The following is a 19,141-nucleotide window of genomic DNA, read 5'->3' as shown; positions in this document are numbered from 1 at the left end:
CTCCACTTAAAATATTTTGCAAGGTGCAGATTTTGCACTTTGTAAACTCTTCATTTTTTGCAAATCTTACAATTTAAACAACAATCAGATATTTTTTAGATATAATTCCACTCTAATTTTATGAATATATAGGAGATTTGATGGAGCGTACACTATCAATAATAAAACCAGATGCCGTTGCTAAAGGCGTAATAGGTAAGATTTTAGATCGTTTTGAGAGCAATGGTCTTAAAGTTGCAGCAACTAGAAAGATTCAACTATCACGCGCTGATGCTGAAGCTTTTTATGCTGTTCATTCAGAGAGACCTTTCTTTAATGACTTAGTTGATTTTATGATCAGCGGCCCAGTTGTTGTAAGTGTTTTAGAGGGTGAAAATGCAATGCAAAAAAACCGTGATCTTATGGGTGCTACTAACCCTAAAGAAGCAGAAATAGGTACTATTCGTGCAGATTTCGCTGAAAATATAGATGCAAATGCAGTTCATGGAAGTGATTCTGCTGAAAATGCAGCTGTAGAGATCGCTTTCTTTTTTTCTGAGAGAGAAATTTCATAAATTCACAAAAAGACTTATTTTATGAAGATTAAACTTATAAAAATAGGTAAGACACCAATAGACTTTGAAGTCAAATCTGATGAAATAACATTTAAAGGTTATTTAGAGTATGATTCAGGCAAATTGATTTTGCTAAGAGCAAATTTAAGTGGATTTACATTGTGTGAATGTAGTCGGTGCGGTGAAGAGTTTAAACTAAAAGTAGATGAAAAGATAGAATTTTTTATTTGCGATGGTGTTTTTGACTCAGATGCAAGCATGGACTTAGATGTTGTTGAGTCTTTTGACTCTACAGCAGATTTAGATGAGCTTTTAATCTCCGAACTTGAGCTTATAAAAAGCGACTATCATAGTTGCGAAAATTGTAAAACAGAGTAATCTATAAGAAGTAAAAGGGACTTGTTCCTTTTACGGACAAATAGGATGAAGGTTTTCCTTCATTTTATTTATGAAATAAATCAAATTAAAGGAAAATAATATGGCAGTACCTAAGAGAAGAGTGTCTCACTCACGTTCAGCAAAAAGAAGAACTCACTACAAGATTTCTTTAGCTCGCCCAGTTAAAGATAAAGATGGAACTTACAAACTTCCTCACCATATCAACCCAACTACTGGTGAGTATAAATAGTCGATGATAAAGATTGCAATTGATGCAATGGGAGGGGACTTCGGTCCCGAACCAATTGTTAAAGGTGCTATGTTAGCACTAAAGAGAAAGCTGTTTGTGCCAATATTTGTTGGCAATAAAGATGAAATTTTAGCTCTGTTACCAAAGCGTTATAGAGCTAAAGTTTCTATAGTTGAAGCAAGCGATGTTATCTCAATGTCTGATGCCGCAACAGATGCAGTAAAGAAAAAAGAGAGCAGTATATATAAAGCCATAGAGCTTGTAAGAACTGGCGAGGCACATGGCGTGGTCTCAGCTGGACATAGTGGAGCTACTATGACTCTTGCAACTCTTCGATTAGGTCGCCTTGATGGTGTTGCTCGTCCTGCACTTGCAACTCTTATGCCAACTAAATCAGGTCGCCGTTCAATTTTACTAGATGCTGGAGCAAATGTTGATTCTAAAGCTATTCACATAGCTCAGTTTGCTATTATGGGCGGATGTTACGCAGAAGATTTGCTTAAAATTCCAAACCCAAGTATTGGAATATTGGCAAATGGAGAAGAGGCTTCAAAAGGTAATGAGATTACAAAAGCGGCTTTTAAAATCTTAGAAGGATATAAGGGCTTTAAGGGAAATGTAGAAGGCACAGATATCTTCAATGGAACTTGCGATGTTATCGCATGTGATGGTTTTATAGGCAACTTAGTCTTAAAAGCTAGTGAAGGTGTTGCCGCTACAATTAGTCAGCTTATCAAAGATTACATAAGAAAATCTCCTGTAGCTATTACTGGTGCTCTTTTAATGAGAAAAGTTTTTAAACTTCTTAAAAAACAGATTGATTATGCTGAAATTGGTGGTGCTCCGCTAATTGGGATAAAAGGTTGTGCTATTGTTAGCCATGGAAAAAGTAACTCCAAAGCTATAGAAAATGCTATATATCAAGCTATAAACTATGTAGATACTGGTGTAAATGAGCATATCATCACACGACTCAAAGAGTTAAAAAATAAGGAAGTTTAATGGCATATGCTGCATTTAGATCTATTGGGGCCTACGCTCCTGCTGATATACTTACTAATGAAGACTTATCAAAAATGGTTGATACCACTGATGAGTGGATTACCAAAAGAACAGGTATCAAAGAGCGTCGTATTGCAGCAAAGGGTCAAACTACAAGTGACATGGGAGTAGAAGCTGCCTCTTTAGCAATAGAGAGAAGTGGTATAGCTAAAGAAGATATCGACATGGTGATCTGTGCTACTATTTCGCCTGATTATTTCTGTATGCCATCAACTGCTACTATCATTTCAAATAAACTTGGACTTAATAATGTTACAGCTTTTGATATCTCGGCAGCTTGCACAGGTTTTGTTTATATTCTCTCAATCGCCAAAGCATTTATAGAATCTGGAATGAAGAAAAATGTTCTTATCATCGGTGCTGAGAAGTTATCTGCTATAACTGACTACAGTGATAGAGGTACTTGTATCCTTTTTGGAGATGGTGCTGGTGCTGCTATTATTAGTGCAACTGATGATAAAAGTGAAGCTATTATAGATATTCACACAGCAGCTGATGGTACATATGCAGATCTACTTATGACTCCAAATGGTGGGAGTGGTTCGATCCACGACTCACTTGACCAAGAAGCTAATAGTTGTTTTATGCAGATGAAGGGAAATGAAACTTTTAAAGTAGCAGTTCGTACCCTTACAAAAGATGTTATAGACATACTAGAGCAAAACAAGATACAGAGCCAAGACATAACTCACTTTGTACCACATCAAGCAAATTATCGCATCATAAAAGCTGTAGGCGATGCTCTAAAGTTAAAAGATGAGCAGGTTGTTATGACAGTTGAAAAATATGGAAACACTTCAGGTGCATCCATTCCTATGGCTATTAATGATATTTATGAGCAAGGAAAGTTAAAGAGTGGAGATCTGATGTTACTTGACGCTTTTGGCGGAGGCTTAACATGGGGAAGTGCTCTAGTTCCTTTTTCACCAATAAAATAATTTTTCAGAAATAAAATAACACTTTTGCATGATTTTGGCGATGTAAGATAACTTCTCTCGTTCCCATCGTCCTCGATGTGAATGCATATAAGTATATTTTCTACTTCAATCCATTATTATATTTGTTTTATTTATCTGCATTCCACCTCAGGAGAGGATGGAACGAGAGAAATCTTAAACTTTATAGAACTTTTCAAAACCTAAGAGACCCTGAATCAAGTTCAGGGTGACGAGTTGGGAAGTTCAGGACGATGAGTTGGTGCTTATGGTGACGAGTTGATATTTCCGTCATTGCGGGCTTGACCCGCAATCTCATCAAAGCTTAAGTTTTTTCTCAAGCCTCCTAAAAAACTCTTTCTCGTTAGGCAATTCTATAGTTGCCTCTCTTAACTTTTCTCCCCACATAGGATTTGGAAAGTGTGAATCATCTTCAAATCTCGCCATTACATGGATATGAACTCTGGGTAGCATATTTGCAAATGAAGCCATATTGATTTTTGTAGGCTTGTAGTAACTCTTCATTTCATCCTCTACGATATCGTATATATCCCAAAGTCTTACTCTTAACTCTTTTGGCAAGTCTCCTAACTCTTTGTATGGTTCTTTTGTAAAGATTTTTAGCCATGGGATTTGACTTTCTTCTTGTTGTATGTATATATCTTTGTCTTCATAGATTATATTTTGCATTAGTTGTCCTATATATTTTTTAAGCTTGCATTATACTCTATTGTTTGACGCTTTCGTTACTTGAATAATGTTTCTGTAATTTGCTTGACATCTCCGTAATTATGAGCTTAACAACTCCGTCATTGCGGGCTTAATATTTTCGTCATTACGGGCTTGATATTTTCGTCATTGTGGGCTTGATATTTTCGTCATTGTGGGCTTGACCCGCAATCTCATTATGTTTTTAAAACCTCAAGAGACCCTGAATCAAGTTCAGGGTGACGGGTTGGGAGTTTAGGACGACGAGTTGGGAGTTTATCTCGCTCTGCTTGAACGGTTTTTGTCACGACTTGCAGTACCACGATATCCACCTGAACGGTTTCTATCTGATTGACCTGCAGGACGACTGCTGTTAGAACGGAATGATCCGCCTCTTGAGCGACCACCTTTTCCTCTTGAGTCATTTCTTTGAGAAGCTCTTGCAAGAATTGCTTCCATTTTATCAGCTGGGATACCAATGCTGTTTGGTCCCTTAATATCTTGTTGATCTAGTAGCATAGAGATAAGTTTATAAGCCATTTGCTCTTCATCTATATCTTCTCTAAGTTTGTCTAGAACTTTATGTGCTTCATCGTAGATCTTATGATCTTCTACTTTTTTAACAAGATTGTCAATAGTAGTGCTTCTTAAGTCAGTTTTACTTGGTACATATGCATGTGCCATTGAAGTTCCAACTTTTTGCTTGATGCGTTGAAGCTCTTTAAACTCTAGTGGAGTTAGAAGTGTGATAGCTTTACCCTTAGTTCCAGCACGACCAGTTCTACCAATACGGTGAACATAAGACTCTGGATCAAAAGGAATATGGTAGTTAAAAACATGAGAGATGTTGTTAACATGGATACCACGAGCAGCTACATCGGTTGCCACTAGAACTTTTACAGAGTTTGATTTAAAACCCTTGATAACAGTCTCACGTTGACGTTGCTCCATATCTCCATGAAGTCCATTTGCTAGGTAACCAGCGTTTGAGAGAACATTTGATAGTCTATCAACTTCGCTCTTTGTTCTACAAAATACAACTGACTTTGTAGTCTCTTCTGAATCCATAAGACGGATGATCGCATCATCTCTCTCAGACTCTTCTATAACATAATAAAGTTGTTCTATATCTGTGTTTGTAGTTTCACCTTGAGTGATAGAGATAAACTCAGGGTTGTCTAGAATTCTCTGAGCTAGAAGCTTTATAGGCTTTGGCATTGTTGCTGAGAATAGTAGAGTTTGACGATTTGTTGGAAGATAAGAGAATATCTCATTGATGTCATCTAAAAATCCCATATCTAGCATCTCATCTGCTTCATCTAAAACAACTATGCTAGGTGTAAAATCTTTTACTAGGTTTTTCTTGAGTATGTCTAAGAGACGTCCTGGAGTAGCAACAACTACGCTTGCACCTCTCTCTATTAGGTCAATTTGACGTTTATATGAGCTTCCGCCATAAACTGTAACAGTTTTAGCATTTATTGTTCTACCGTATTTGAAAAGTTCATCACTTACTTGAGTAGCAAGTTCTCTTGTTGGAGTGATAACTAGTATCTCAACTCCAGCTTTTGGATCTATGTTGTTTAGTGCAGGAAGTCCAAAGGCTGCAGTTTTACCTGTTCCAGTGTGAGCTTGACCAACAATGTCGCGACCTTGTAGTATAAATGGGATTGCTGCGACTTGGATAGGGCTTGGTACTGTAAAACCAGCTTCTTTTACGCTTCTAAGTATGTCTTTGTTTAAACCTAAGTCATCAAATGTGATTAGGTTCTCCTTTGCGGGTACGTTTAGTTCTGTTTGTGCATGTTCTTGCATCATTATCCTTGTAATTAAGGAGATGATACAATTTTGCCAAACGCAAAGCACCTTCCCCTTAAACTATTTGGCGGATTATATCCAAGTTAAACAAAATTTAGCTTGAAGTTGATTAGATGTTTGATAGTTTAAGCTTGTATTGTGTAAAAAGGTCTAAAAATATTTTGAATCTCTCGAAAAATTAATTTTTTGCAGCATTGGAGTAGACAACACTGCGGTTTCTTCCAGCATTTTTAGCCTCATAGAGTGCTTTGTCTGCTCTTTGGAGGATTGAGCGTACATCTTTGTCATCTTCTTTTCTTGATGATATTCCTATACTTACGCTATATTTTATAATATTTCCATCAATATTTAATTCAGAATCAAAGATCTCTTGGCGAAATCTCTCAGCAAATATAAAAGCACCCTTTGAATCAGTCTCTCTTAACATTACTACAAACTCTTCACCGCCAACTCTAGCAACGATATCTAAGCTTCTTGCCATCTTTAGGCATATAGCGGAGAAGTGTTTAAGAACTTCATCTCCAGCGTCATGTCCATAGGTATCGTTTATGTTCTTAAAATGATCTATGTCTAACATCAAAAAACTCAACTCACTCTTGTATCGATTTGAACGCTCAAGCTCTTCTTGGGATAATTCATCAAATTTACGACGATTTATCGCTCCTGTAAGTGGATCTATATACGCCATCTCTTGAAGCTCAACATTTTGTTTTTGATGAGTTTGGATCTCTAACTCTTTTTTGCTTAGATATAGTTGGGTGTATATATCGCCTTTTAGAAGTTTTTGCCTAGTTGTCTCATATGCATCGTACATAAAAGCCAACTCATCTCTGTTTATATTTATAGGAGAGAGTCTAAGGGATCTTCCTCCTTTAGCTAAATCTTTCATGGCATCTGTGAGTTGATGGATCTGGTATTTTGTACTTGTTCTAAAAGTGTATAGCATAGAGAGTGTAACTATTAAGATTGTCGTAGCAAAAGATAACCATAAAAGAAGATGAATTACAGAATCGTCTATGCTCGCATCTACTAAAGAGTCTATTTTAAACAGAAGGCTATCTTCAAAAATTTTTATCTCATCTATCAGATCTGTCATGGAATCAAACCAGACTTGTGAGTTAAGAGAGTCAAATTTTCTTAAATAAATACTCTCTTTATATTCATCTACTTTTTTTGCTATATCTGAAATCATTATAGAATTGTAAGCATTTTTTTGTGACTTAGATGCACTCTGTTTAAATGTTTCAAAAAAAGCCTCTTGAGTTCCTTCTAGGGTTGCAAAGTCTATAAATTCTTCAAGTAAACCATCTTTGTTTTCTATAAGCATTGTTGCATAAGCTCTTTGTTTTCCTAAAGATTCTTTTAGATGTTGTAAGGAAGAGAGAGTAGTAATGTTAGAAGAGATCTCTCTATCGTAGTTTAAAAAGGCTATTTTTGGAGTGATATTTAGTATGTTTTTTATAATTTTTGTATAAGACTTTATCGCCTCGGCTTGAGTAATGGTTTTTGCATCTATCTTATCTCTAAGCTCTTTTAGTGATGAATGATCCATCTGGAATGTTTTTATATATGGCTGTATCACGTCAATACGCTTGATACTTGCTAAATTAACTTCTTCTAAAAATTTTTTTGCTGAGATATCAAGAGTATGTCTTTGTTCTTTTAGAGAGTCTTTAAATTTACCATCTATACAAGTGATATCCCCACTACTTAAACCTCTTTCTATCTGCATATCGTGAACAACTCTGTCTACATTTGATACTATTTTCGTGATAGAAGATGTTTTTTTCATATTTATATATGTTGTAAGGTTGTTAAAAAGTATAATAGTCCCAAAAAGTAGCATTCCAAGTAGAGGAATGATGGCTGAGAGAAAGATTCTCTTTGTAAAGCTAAAATTTTCTATAGTTTTTTTTGTTATTTGTGAAATAAAATTCTTTTTTTTATTCTTTTTTTGTTCTGTAAGTCCACATTTTTCAAAAAGACCAATAGTTGGGATATCTTCTTCTATGATGTGGTTAAAAAGCCAGTCTGTTAGAAAGTAGCTTACTTCTTGTGCCATAGCACTGTTTTTTGCATTGGCTAGTTTAGCTTTTAATTCAGGGACTTTTTTAGCAAACTCTCTATGTTGAGCGATATGTTCTTTTATATGTAAGCAGTTACATTTTGCTAGTAGAAGCTCTTCTCTGTGAAAATGCTCTATAACATACTTCTCTAGGTCTTGAAAGGTCTTATCTATAATCTCTTGAGCATTGCCATCTCTTATAGCATCTGAGAGTCTGTTGATAATATTTAGGAGTTGTTTATGGTCATCATCAATGGATTTTACGCCAAGACTTAGACCTTCATGCCATTTGATCATAAAAATGATTTTAGCATAAAAAATGACATTTTGCCTTGTAATGAGACAATACAAATACAAATACTGTATAATTTACTCAATTGAAATTTAGGATTTTAAGATGGATCTATATTTAGCCCTGTTGCTTATTTGTGGTGTTATAATAGTCGTATTGCTATATCTTTATATCTCAACTCTTCAAGCTAAAAATGACTTGAGAATGAGATATGCAATCTTAAATAACAAGTATGACGAAAATATAAAATCTCATTATGAAAAGATAGAGATGCTCCAAAGTGCAAAAGAAGAACTCTCAAAAGAGTTTAGACTCTTAGCAAATGAGATCTTTGAGACAAAATCAAAGAGCTTTAATCATACTCATAAAGAGCATTTTGAGATGTTACTTCGTCCATTTCGTGAACAGATAGCAAACTTCTCAAACCAATCAAAAGAGCAGTTTACTTATGAGACAAAAGAGAGACATCTTTTAAAAGATGAGTTAGTAAGATTAAAAGAGATGAACGCACAACTCTCACAAGATGCACTAAATCTTACAAGTGCACTAAAGGGTGAGAATAAGACTCAAGGAAACTGGGGTGAAATAATCTTAGCTAGAATCTTAGAAGAATCAGGTTTAAGAGAAGGAATAGAGTATAAAACACAAGTGAGTCTAAAATCTGATGAGGGCAGGAGTTATCGTCCAGACGTAGTCATTCATATGCCACAAAAAAGAGATATTATCATAGACTCTAAAGTCTCTCTTGTAGCTTATGAGAGGTTTATAAAAGAGAGTGATGAGAAGTTAAAAAGTCTTGCACTTAGGGAACATTTAAGCTCAATAAATACACATATAAAAGAGTTAAGTGCTAAAAAATATGACGCACTTGAAGGTGTAAACACACTCGACTTCACACTTTTATTTATGCCAATAGAGGGAGCTTTTCACTTGGCTTTAGATGGAGATGGAGAGTTTTTTAAGCGAGCTTATGATAGTAATATCTTAGTAGTCTCACCATCTACTCTTTTAGTGACACTTAGAACCATTGAGCATATTTGGCGGACTAAAAATCAAGAAGATCACGCCCAAAAGATAGTGAGTGAAGCTGAGGCAATGTATGAAAAACTTGTGTTGTTTGTAGATGAGATGCTAAAGGTTAAAGAGCATCTAGTAAAAGCTCAAGACTCTTATGATATCTCTATGAAGAGATTAAAGAGTGGTAAAGGAAATATCATAAAGCGAGCTGAGAATCTTGTAGAGTTAGGTTTGAAGCCAAAAAAAGAATTAAGCATAATAAGTGAAGAGTAAAAATGAAAATAAATGAAAAAAGAGTAATCTCGTACCTTATAGTACTAGTGCCATTAGCCTTAGTTTTAACGGCTAGTTTTTTTATAACTACCTTTTATATAGAAAAAGTTAATGCCTACTTTAAAAAGGTAAAAGAGATCTCAATAGCTGAGCATATAGAGTCTAAAAAAGCAAAGAGTGAGATCTGGGTTGATCAGTTAAACCTTCTTTTTGATTATAAGAACAACCGTTTAGTTGATGGCATAAAAATAGAGTTAAAACAGAGTGTAGATCTCGCTTATGATAGTGCAAGATATATATATGAGAAGTACAATAGTAAAAGATTTACAAAAGAGATAAAACAGAGAGTAATAGATTCTCAGATGGCATTTAATACAAGCAAAAACCCAGTTTTTCTTACGAGTTTCACAGGAGAAAATATTCTTTCTAGAAGTCTAAACTTACCTCAAAAAAATATTATAGCTTATGAAGATGCAAATCATAGAGCTGTTATATTAGAAGAGATCCAAAAGGTTAGAAAAAATCAAGAGGGATTTATAGAGAGTGATTTTTATGAAAAAGGCCAAAGCTATATAACTTATGTTAAAAACCTAAATATTCATAATTACTACATAGGATCATCAATAAATGTTGAGAGACAAAGAGATGCTCTAAAGTTTGAACTTTTAGAGATGCTTAAGAGTATACCTATGGATAGAGCAGATTTTATGGGTTTATATGAATCTAAAGATCCTATATTTATATCTAAAAAAATGTCATCATTTTTAGGAGATAATTCACTTGAACTTATATCTAAAAACCTCTCAAAAGAGCCAAAATGGTATAAAGATACGCTAGATGATTTTTACTACTATTCTAAGTATTATGAGCCACTTGATTGGCACTTAGTTTATGGTTTTGAGACATCTAAGATGAGTAAAAAAGAGTTAGAAAAACAAAATCAATTAGAGCAGATATTAGATAATGAGTTAGAATTTATACTAAGTGCATCAGCGGCTATTGTTATCTTTGTAGTTGTTCTTTCGTTACTTCTCTCAAGAAAAATTAACCGTATATTTTTAGAGTATCAAGATGAAGTCCAAGTAAGAGCTGATGAATTAGAGAGTCTAAATGAATCGCTAGAACAAAGAGTCGTTGATGGACTCAGAGATCAAAGACAAAAAGATAAGATGCTAATCCAGCAGTCAAAAATGGCAGAAATGGGAGATATGTTAAGTATGATAGCTCATCAATGGAGACAACCACTAAATCAGATGTCATACTTGTTTATGAACATCGGTTCTGCTTATGAGTATAAAGAGTTAACAAAAGAGTATCTTGATGATAAGTTAGTTGAGGCAAATAGTATCTTAGAGTTTATGTCTGTAACTATAGATGACTTTAGAAACTACTTTAGACCAGATAAATCAAAAGAGTTTGTGCTTGTTAGCGATGTGGTAAATACAAGTGTGGCTTTAATGCAAAAGTCCTTAGAACTTAGTGGTGTAGAGATTGAACTAGATGCACAAGGACGAGATCTGACTCATATATATAAAAATGAGTTTATTCAAGTTATGCTAAATCTTATCAAAAATGCAAAAGATATTTTGGTGGATAAAGAGATAAAAAATCCTAAAATTATCATCAAAACAAGATGTCAAAAAGAGAGACTCATAGTTGAAGTTTGTGATAATGCTGGAGGAGTTGAGGAGGCTATAAAAGAGAAGATCTTTGAGCCATACTTTTCTACAAAAGATAAACATAACGGAACGGGACTAGGATTATACATGTCAAAGATGATTATAGAAGAGCATTTGGGTGGAAGTTTGAGTGTTCATAACCATGAAGATGGAGCTTGTTTTAGGATTGAGATATAGTTTTATATCTTAACACTCTTGTAATAGAAATTTATGTAGAATGCATGCATTATGAAAAAGATTAGAAATAAAGTTTTAACTCTGTTGCTTTTAACATTTGCTTTTTTTGTCGTGCATGATTATGTTGTAGAAGATGTAAATCAAGATGCCATTTATGAGCTTAGCTATAAAGCTTTTGACAAAGCAGATATGCAAGATAAGATCCATGAATCCATCCATAATATCTTTACTTTTAATCTCGAAGAAGCATCAACTAAAGATGTTAAACTCTTAGATGTAGCACCTTGTAGCATCACATACAGCCTAAGTTCAAATGTAAATCCAGTTCCACAAAGACCTCCACTCTCATAGATTTTTTTTAAAAACAAAATTTTAAACAAAGGTCAAACTATGAAAATAAAACTATTTTTACCACTTTTTATATCTACAGCTCTCTTTGGGCAAAATCTAAGCGAGATCTTAGAAGCTGCAAGTATGAGCAAAAGAGTAATATCAATAAAAGAGCAATCAAAATCAGAGATAGCTCAAACAAAACTTCTAAACACTTACGATGCACCATACTTAGGGCTTAGTATATCTCATGCAGATGAGACTGGTGATAAAGGAGAAGAGTATGCAGTTGGCATCTCTCAAGAGCTAAACCATCCCTTTGCAAATAAAAGTAAAACAGTAGATGCAAAGACTAAAGCCATAGAGCTAGGTGTGTCTCACACCCTTGATATGTTGAGTCTTGATATAGCAAAAACATATCATCAAGCTTGTATCTCAAAAGATATGAGTAAGTCATTACAAAGACTATACGATGAACAAAATGAAGGCTTTTTAAAGTTACAAAGAGCCTACGTTCTTGGTGAGATCTCAAAAAAAGAGCTACTCTTTAATAAGTTAGATCTAGCAACTACAAAGCGAAGTGTTACAACTTACAAAAGAGCTTATATGACAGATCTATCAAGCCTTAACGAGGCGATTGATAATCTTGAGATCACAGATCTAGAGTGTAATGATTTGGCGAAAATCACAAAAACAATAGAACTAAAACAAGTCCAAGATCATGCTCTTATAAAAGAGATCTCTTACGAGCAAAGTGCAACAAAGTCTTCTTACAATGTTTATAACTCTAGCTTTAGTTCCATCGGCTACGAGCTGCTTTATGAAAAAGAGCTAGATACAGAGCGTTATACATTTGGAGTGAGTCTTCCTTTAGACTTTTTAAGCTCAAAAGCCCAAACACAAAGAGCTGAGTTACTGTATAAGGATGCTTCACTTGTGGCTAAAAAGGATGCATTAATAAGAGAGATTCAGAGCCAAATTGAAGGATCTAGCCAGAGACTAAAGACTCTTTATGAAGAGCTCATTGTTTTAGATGAGGAGATCTTGCCAATGAGTTTGGAGTTAAAAGATCTAGCAAAGAAGTCTCTAAAAGAGGGACATAGTAGTGTTTTAGAATATTTAGATGCAACGCGTTCATACTCAAAGATAACACTAGAGCTACAAGAAATTAAAAAAGAGTACTACAATGAACTATTTGAGCTTTATAAAATAGCTGACATGAGGGAAAAACTATGAAAATATTAACACTTTTAACACTTGGCTTTTTAACTCTTTTTGCAACAATAGAGATGAGCCAAAAGCAAGAGAGTGAACTTGGTATCAAAACCACAAAACTAAAAAAAGCAACAACTATAGAGTTTGGTGCATATAACGCAAAAGTAAGCTTAGATGCAAAAGATATTATCTCTATTGGACTAGCAGTTGATTCGGTTGTGATAGATATTTTTGTCAAATCATTAGAGTCTGTAAAAAAATCACAGAAGCTTCTTTCTTTAAGAAGTAGTGAGCTTTTAAAGCTTCAAAAAGAGTATATAAATGCTCTTATAGAGAGCGATAATGCACAAAAGAGTTACCAAAGAGATGAGAAACTATTTAGCGAGGGAATCATCTCACAAAAAACTCTACTTATCTCAAAAAAAGAGAAATTAAACTCCCAGCTAAGAGTAAAACTTAGTGAGAGTGAACTTCTTATGAGTGGATTTGATGATGCTTTACTAAAGAGAGTTAGAGAGACTCACACGCTTGTTGAGTTTATAAATATCTTAGCACCAAAAGATGGTTTAGTAGATGCCATAGCTGTAAATGTTGGGCAAAAAGTAGAATCAAATAGAGCTATGATGAGAATCTATGCAGATTCAAAGAGATATTTGGAGCTAAACATTCCTATCGCTGTTGCAAAAAATATAGATCTAGGAGATAGATGCTACTTTGAGAGCAAGAGTGCTAAGATAGTTGCGATCTCAAACATTGCAAATGAAGAGACTCAATCTGTAAAAATCAGAGCAGTTATAGAAGATGCAAAAGATGTGATGCTAAATAGAGTCTATTTCGCAAAGATAAAAAAGAGCTTAGAAAACGCATTTACGGTTGAAAAAAGTGCTTTGGTTTATGAGCAAAACAAGCCTATAATCTTTAAGAAGATCCCAAAAGGATATGAGGCTTTGAGTGTTTTGATACTCAAAGAAGATGCACAAACTTATATAGTTGAAGCAGATCTAAGTGAAGAAGATGAAGTGGCGGTTAGTTCTACCTCCGCACTTCTTAGTGCATTGGAGTATCAGAGTGAGTGAACGACTCATTAGTTTTGCACTTTCGCAAAGGTTTTTAGTTGTATTAGTTGCATTTGGAGTTTTGTTTTTTGGAGCATCTTCGATGCTAAAACTACCAGTAGATGCCTATCCTGATGTAGCTCCAACTCAGGTGAAGATCATATTAAAATCATCTGGCATGACACCAGCTGAGATGGAGTCTCGTGTGATGATTCCAGTGGAGCAAAACTTACAAAGCATACCAAATCAGATGATAGTTCGCTCACTTGCAAAGTATGGACTTTGTGACATAACTATTGACTTTGAAGATGGGGTTGATATCTACTGGGCGAGACAGCAAGTAGCACAAAGACTCAGCGAAGTAAAAGATCTGCTTCCTGAGAATGTTACAGGTGGACTCGCTCCCATCACTACACCGCTTGGTGAAGTTTTGATGTTTACTATAGAGTCTGATACACTAGATCTCATGGAGAAGCGGACACTTCTTGACTGGGTCATAAACAAAAAAATCCGCTCTATTGATGGAGTGGCAGATACAAATGCTCTGGGCGGATATGTTAAGACTTATGAGATAGTCCCTTATTTTGCTAAGATGAAACTTCACAAGATCACAATGGGAGATCTAGAGAGTGCAATAAGAGCAAACAACAAAAATGAGGGAGTTGGAAGACTCTCTATAGGTGAGCAGAGTCTCTTTATAAGGACTGAGGGAAGACTAAAAAACCTTGGAGATATCTCAAGACTCATCATCAAAAATATAGATGCTAGAGATATTCGAGTCTCTGATATTGCTGAGGTTAGGATTGGATCTCTTACCAGAGGCGGTTTTGTCACAAAAGATGGAAAAGAAGAAGCAGTTCAAGGCTTAATCCTCTCAAGAAAAGGCGTTGATACTTCGGGAGTTTTAAAGAGAGTAAAAGATGAGCTTAAAAATATAGAAAAAGATCTGCCAAAAGGCACAACTATAAATATCTTTTATGACCGCTCAGATCTAGTCTCAAAAGCGATAAATACAGTTACAAAAGCACTGCTTGAAGCTATGGCGCTTATCATGATAGTTTTGTACCTTTTTTTAGGAAGTTTTGCCTCTGCTTTTAGTGTGGCGGTTATCTTGCCATTTGCCGCTATGATGACCTTTGTTGCCATGAGTTACTTTGGGATCAGTGCAAACCTTATGAGTCTTGGAGGGCTTGCAATTGCCATTGGAATGCTCGTAGATGCTGGGGTTGTGATGGTTGAAAACATTGCAGAACACCTGCAAGATGAGAAGTACAAAGATGAGTCAAAACTAAGTGTGGTTTTGATCTCTGCAAAAGAGGTTGCAACTCCAGTTTTTACTGGGATACTCATCATAATAATAGTTTTTTTACCACTTTTAACGTTAGAGGGATTGGAAGGTAAACTCTTTGTTCCAGTCGCTCTAAGCATCGTTTTTGCACTAACTTCTTCACTGATTTTAGCACTTACTTTTATACCAGTTGTAAGCTTTTATGTACTAAAAAAAGAGTCTGGCAAACAAGTGGCTTTGATGGTGTTTTTAGAGAAGTGGTATGAGAAGATCCTAAGATTTTCACTCTCTCATCAAAAGAGCATCTTTGCTATAGTAGGAGTTTTATGGATAGTTGCAGTTGTTGCATATCTCGGAGTGGGAAAGACATTTATGCCAACACTTGATGAGGGAAATGTGATCATTGGAATAGAGAAAAATCCATCTATATCACTTGAAGCAAGTCGTGATATAGATCTTAAGATCCAAACAGCTCTAATGCGAGAAGTTCCAGAGATACTATCTATAGTAGCTCGTGGTGGAAGTGATGAGATAGGGCTAGATCCAATGGGCTTAAACGATACAGATACATTTTTGGTTTTAAAACCAAAGGCTGAGTGGAGAGTAGCGTCAAATGAGTGGCTACTTGATGAGTTTAGAAGAGTCTTAGATGAGTTTGTGGGGATTGAGTATAGTTTTACACAACCTATTGCTATGCGAGTGTCTGAGATGCTAAGTGGATCTCGTGGAGATATAGTTGTAAATATCTATGGAGGCGATACCGAAAAACTTGAAGAGATAGCAAAAGAAGTAGCTGTTATTGCTGAGTCCATAGAGGGAAGTAGCGATGTTTACAAAAAAGCAAACGAGGGAGTCGCTTACTGGGAGCTTGATTATAGAGATGAAGCGATGGCTAGACATGGTGTAAACAAAGATGAACTCTCAAACTACTTAAAGGCTAGTGTTGATGGGATTGAAGTGGGGATAGTTCAAGAAGATCTAAGACGCATTCCTTTGATGATAAAGGGAGATAAAACTCTTCAAACAAGTATGAGCAAAAATAGAAATCTGCAATATGTACTGCCTAGTGGAGAGAGTATTGAGATAAATGAGCTAGTCGAGTTTAAAATGACACAAGGTCCAGTACAGATCGATCATGAAAACTCCATGAGAAAGTCTCTTGTACAAACCAATGTAGTAGGGCGAGATCTAGTTGGTTTTGTGGATGAACTTAGCTCTATGGTAGATGAAAAGCTTGAACTTCCACAAGGTTATTTTATAGAGTATGCGGGTGAATATCAAAACCAACAAAGAGCATCTAAGAGACTATCTATCATAGTGCCTCTAAGTATTGTTATGGTTTTTATCTTGCTTCTTCTGACATTCAAGTCATCTCTGCAAGCATTTTTAATACTCTTAAATATACCATTTGCACTTATTGGCGGAGTCTTTGGGCTTTATTATACAGGTGAATATATGAGTGTGCCAGCTAGTGTTGGCTTTATTGCACTTATGGGAATCGCGGTCTTAAATGGGGTTGTGATGTTGGAGTATTTCAACAAACTTAAAGGGACTATAGAGGATTCTAAAGAGTTAGTCATTCAAGGAGCACTAAGAAGACTTAGACCAGTTTTAATGACAGCATCTATCGCAGCTCTAGCTCTTATACCGATGCTTTTTGCAACGGGACCAGGATCTGAGATACAAAAACCTCTAGCTATAGTTATCATAAACGGTTTAGTCTCATCAACCTTTTTAACTCTAGTTCTTTTACCGATTTTGTATCATAAGTTTGTAGCAAAGAGAGGATAGGATTTCTCTGGCTCCCATGCTCCGCATGGGAGCCTATATATGTGTAAGACTCAAGAATATATACGAGTTCCAACGCGGAGCATTGGAACTAGTTAAGACAAATTTATTTACTGTAGATGTGAAGTTTATAACCACTTCCCGAGACGTTTTCTATGGAGTTGTGAGGTACTTTTTTTCTAAGCCCCCTTACAAGAGAGCGAATGGCATCTTGGCTCATTCCATCGTATGGCCAGATGGCACTCTCTATCTCTTCATATTTTACAACTCTAGTGTGGTGATGTGCTAAGAGATCTAAAAAAAGAGTTTCATTTTTTGTTAGTTTTACCTCTTTATCATCCTCGTAGATCACTTTTTCAAAAGCGTTGTATTTTGTATTTTTTGAGAGTGCTAAGCTAAACTTGCTTTTATCATTTATGAGTTCTATAGATCTCTCTAATGCAACTATGAGTTTTTCTTTTGTTATGGGCTTTATGATGTACTTTACAAGTTGAAGTTCTACTGCCCTTAGTAAGTACTCTGTGTCTGAATGGGCAGTTGCTATGATGATTTGAACATCTTTGTCGTGAGATCTAATGTAGCTCGCCATATCGATGCCGTTTAGTCGTGGCATGCTAATGTCTGAGATGATGATATCGGGCTTGTGTTCTCTCCAAACTTTTATAGCATCTTTACCATCTTTTGCTTCTAAAACCTCTTTTGCCTCGCGGCTAAGATACTCAACCGCACTAGCTCTTACCATCTCATCATCTTCTACATACAAAATAGTGAAGTTTTTTAGCATATTTTTCATTCAAAGCCTTTGTGCGATAAATAGATTTTAGGCTATTATACTACTTATGAATATACAAACACAATATAACTATGAAAAAACATGGACAACAACAAATGAGAAAGATCTGCTTCGCATCATAGAAGAAGAGATCGGAGATGCAGATCCACAAGGTACGCTTTTGTATGTTAAAGAGTCTATAAAAAACGGCAAAATAATTAGTGTTGGAACTTGTAGATTTAAAAAAGAGAAAAAGGAATAAAATGTTTCAAAATATAGATGTAGCAAAACTCATTATAAGACTGAGCCTTGGGATTATGATGCTCTTTCACGGAGTTGATAAGATTAGAAATGGAATAGGCGGAGTTAAGCACTTAGTTACAAAAGCAGGATTACCAGAGTTTTTCGCCTATGGAGTCTATGTAGGTGAGGTAATACTACCTATATTTATAATCTTAGGGCTTTATGCAAGGGTAGCATCTGTTGGGGTGGCTTTTACAATGATTTTTGCTATATTTTTAGCTTATGGCGGAGCTTTTTTAGCCCTAGGAAAACACGGAGCACCTGTGATGGAGCTTCCATTTTTATATCTTGTTTTATCTCTAGGTGTGTTTTTTCTCGGATCTGGTAGGTATTCTTTAAACTCTAAGTAATTTTGAGGACTTTTTAGCTAGTTCCCACGCTCTGCGTGGGAATTCATATATATTTGGGTTTAGTATTTATATAAACTCCCACGCGGAGCATGGAAACGAGAGAGTGGCAAGTGATATGCATTCCCACGCGGAGCATGGGGACGAGAGAGAGACGCGGAGCATGGGAACGAGAGACGGATTAGCCTTCCTAGAAGTTCCACTTCCGAAAAACTTGCCAATTTTTACGGATGTCTAACTTTTATAGTAGAATTTAAACTCCACCCCACAATCGCCATCAAAACCACTACAACCATAGTTGGTAAAATATCATAAGCATGAGTTAAATATGCCAACCATAAAAAAATCGCACCTAGTGGAGTTGGCACGCCTGTAAAATACTTGCTTACCTCGCCTGCATCTGTGTGTAGGTTAAAGTGCACTAGTCGTCTTAGACCGCTTATTACATAGTAGATGCTTATAACTGAAGCAACAAGAAGTGAAAATCCTGAGAGTGAAGTTGCATAAACAGCTTGAAAAATCAAAAAGACAGGAACAAGTACAAAGGTTAAAAAGTCTGCAAAGCTATCTAACTGCACTCCAAACTCATTTGAGAGTTTAAACTTTCTTGCGATCTTGCCATCAAAAATATCAAAAGCACCGCCAATCCATGCTAAAATGATGGCTAAAACAAAATTGTTTTGAGTGATAAAGTAAGTAGCAAGAAGACCGGCAGTGATATTTACAAAGGTAAAAAGGTTTGCAAGGTTGAAGTGAGAACCTGGGTTGTAGAGAAATTTCATAAAAAGCCTTGAGCTAAATTTTGGTGTAATTATATCTCTTAAAATACTTTTAA

General features: G+C 35.5%; 18 protein-coding genes. 13 read left to right on the top strand and 5 right to left on the bottom strand.

Annotation, left to right across the window (positions count from 1 at the left end; all coding sequences use genetic code 11):
• Positions 1–140 precede the first annotated feature (140 nt).
• The 5 genes from ndk to M0Q24_RS03670 all read left to right on the top strand — a co-directional run bounded on the left by ndk (position 141) and on the right by M0Q24_RS03670 (position 3,182).
• Positions 141–554 carry a nucleoside-diphosphate kinase gene (gene ndk / locus M0Q24_RS03690; RefSeq protein ID WP_295047443.1) on the top strand — a complete coding sequence of 138 codons (414 nt, stop codon included), beginning with the start codon at positions 141–143 and terminating at the stop codon, positions 552–554.
• A 21-nt stretch (positions 555–575) separates the two neighbouring features.
• A complete protein-coding gene (locus M0Q24_RS03685; protein WP_295047440.1) occupies positions 576–932 on the top strand; it encodes a hypothetical protein in 357 nt (118 codons plus the stop codon).
• 100 nt (positions 933–1,032) lie between these two features.
• Entirely contained in the window at positions 1,033–1,182 is a 150-nt protein-coding gene (rpmF, locus tag M0Q24_RS03680; protein WP_021287145.1) for a 50S ribosomal protein L32, read from the top strand.
• 3 nt (positions 1,183–1,185) lie between these two features.
• Positions 1,186–2,184 carry a phosphate acyltransferase PlsX gene (gene plsX / locus M0Q24_RS03675; protein WP_295047435.1) on the top strand — a complete coding sequence of 333 codons (999 nt, stop codon included), beginning with the start codon at positions 1,186–1,188 and terminating at the stop codon, positions 2,182–2,184.
• On the top strand, positions 2,184–3,182 hold the full coding sequence (locus M0Q24_RS03670; RefSeq protein WP_295047432.1) for a beta-ketoacyl-ACP synthase III: 999 nt from the start codon (positions 2,184–2,186) through the stop codon (positions 3,180–3,182). Before plsX ends, M0Q24_RS03670 begins: the two co-directional genes overlap by 1 nt.
• A gap of 315 nt (positions 3,183–3,497) precedes the next feature.
• Here M0Q24_RS03670 and M0Q24_RS03665 read toward each other — a convergent pair whose 3' ends face one another.
• The 3 genes from M0Q24_RS03665 to M0Q24_RS03655 form a co-directional block, all read right to left on the bottom strand.
• The gene (locus tag M0Q24_RS03665) at positions 3,498–3,869 is read right to left on the bottom strand and encodes an HIT family protein (protein ID WP_295047429.1); all 372 of its coding nucleotides are present in this window, start codon (positions 3,867–3,869) and stop codon (positions 3,498–3,500) included.
• A gap of 294 nt (positions 3,870–4,163) precedes the next feature.
• Positions 4,164–5,702 (bottom strand): DEAD/DEAH box helicase, encoded by a 1,539-nt coding sequence (locus tag M0Q24_RS03660; protein WP_295047426.1) that lies wholly within the window; start codon positions 5,700–5,702, stop codon positions 4,164–4,166.
• 181 nt (positions 5,703–5,883) lie between these two features.
• Entirely contained in the window at positions 5,884–8,067 is a 2,184-nt protein-coding gene (locus M0Q24_RS03655) for a bacteriohemerythrin (protein ID WP_295047423.1), read from the bottom strand.
• A gap of 100 nt (positions 8,068–8,167) precedes the next feature.
• Here M0Q24_RS03655 and rmuC point away from each other — a divergent pair, with 100 nt between their 5' ends.
• From rmuC to M0Q24_RS03625, 6 genes are read left to right on the top strand one after another with little or no spacing between them, the layout of a single operon-like run.
• Positions 8,168–9,352 (top strand): DNA recombination protein RmuC, encoded by a 1,185-nt coding sequence (gene rmuC / locus M0Q24_RS03650; RefSeq protein ID WP_295047420.1) that lies wholly within the window; start codon positions 8,168–8,170, stop codon positions 9,350–9,352.
• Positions 9,353–9,354: 2 nt separating this feature from the next.
• A complete protein-coding gene (locus M0Q24_RS03645; RefSeq protein ID WP_295047417.1) occupies positions 9,355–11,208 on the top strand; it encodes a cache domain-containing protein in 1,854 nt (617 codons plus the stop codon).
• Between the two features lie 51 nt (positions 11,209–11,259).
• Entirely contained in the window at positions 11,260–11,559 is a 300-nt protein-coding gene (locus tag M0Q24_RS03640) for a hypothetical protein (protein ID WP_295047414.1), read from the top strand.
• A gap of 39 nt (positions 11,560–11,598) precedes the next feature.
• Positions 11,599–12,774 carry a TolC family protein gene (locus M0Q24_RS03635; protein WP_295047412.1) on the top strand — a complete coding sequence of 392 codons (1,176 nt, stop codon included), beginning with the start codon at positions 11,599–11,601 and terminating at the stop codon, positions 12,772–12,774.
• Positions 12,771–13,829, top strand: coding sequence for an efflux RND transporter periplasmic adaptor subunit (locus M0Q24_RS03630; protein WP_295047408.1), 1,059 nt, complete (start codon positions 12,771–12,773; stop codon positions 13,827–13,829). The genes M0Q24_RS03635 and M0Q24_RS03630 overlap by 4 nt, the downstream gene beginning before the upstream one ends.
• Entirely contained in the window at positions 13,822–16,887 is a 3,066-nt protein-coding gene (locus M0Q24_RS03625; RefSeq protein WP_295047405.1) for a CusA/CzcA family heavy metal efflux RND transporter, read from the top strand. The genes M0Q24_RS03630 and M0Q24_RS03625 overlap by 8 nt, the downstream gene beginning before the upstream one ends.
• A gap of 103 nt (positions 16,888–16,990) precedes the next feature.
• On the opposite strand, the gene M0Q24_RS03620 is transcribed toward M0Q24_RS03625, so the two are convergent.
• Positions 16,991–17,677 (bottom strand): response regulator, encoded by a 687-nt coding sequence (locus M0Q24_RS03620; RefSeq protein WP_295047402.1) that lies wholly within the window; start codon positions 17,675–17,677, stop codon positions 16,991–16,993.
• Positions 17,678–17,723: 46 nt separating this feature from the next.
• Between M0Q24_RS03620 and M0Q24_RS03615 the strand changes: the two genes are divergently transcribed.
• Together M0Q24_RS03615 and M0Q24_RS03610 are read left to right on the top strand one after the other, a co-directional pair.
• Positions 17,724–17,918 carry a hypothetical protein gene (locus M0Q24_RS03615; protein ID WP_295047399.1) on the top strand — a complete coding sequence of 65 codons (195 nt, stop codon included), beginning with the start codon at positions 17,724–17,726 and terminating at the stop codon, positions 17,916–17,918.
• 1 nt (position 17,919) lies between these two features.
• Complete coding sequence (locus M0Q24_RS03610) at positions 17,920–18,309, top strand: DoxX family protein (RefSeq protein ID WP_295047396.1); 390 nt, start codon at positions 17,920–17,922, stop codon at positions 18,307–18,309.
• A 221-nt stretch (positions 18,310–18,530) separates the two neighbouring features.
• Here the strand turns inward: M0Q24_RS03610 and M0Q24_RS03605 are convergent, their stop codons facing one another.
• A complete protein-coding gene (locus M0Q24_RS03605) occupies positions 18,531–19,088 on the bottom strand; it encodes a CDP-alcohol phosphatidyltransferase family protein (RefSeq protein ID WP_295047393.1) in 558 nt (185 codons plus the stop codon).
• Between the last annotated feature and the right edge of the window lie 53 nt (positions 19,089–19,141).

This window comes from Sulfurimonas sp., from assembly GCF_023228785.1.
In the GTDB taxonomy this organism is placed as follows: Bacteria; Campylobacterota; Campylobacteria; order Campylobacterales; family Sulfurimonadaceae; genus Sulfurimonas.
This window is presented reverse-complemented; position numbering and strand designations above follow the sequence as displayed.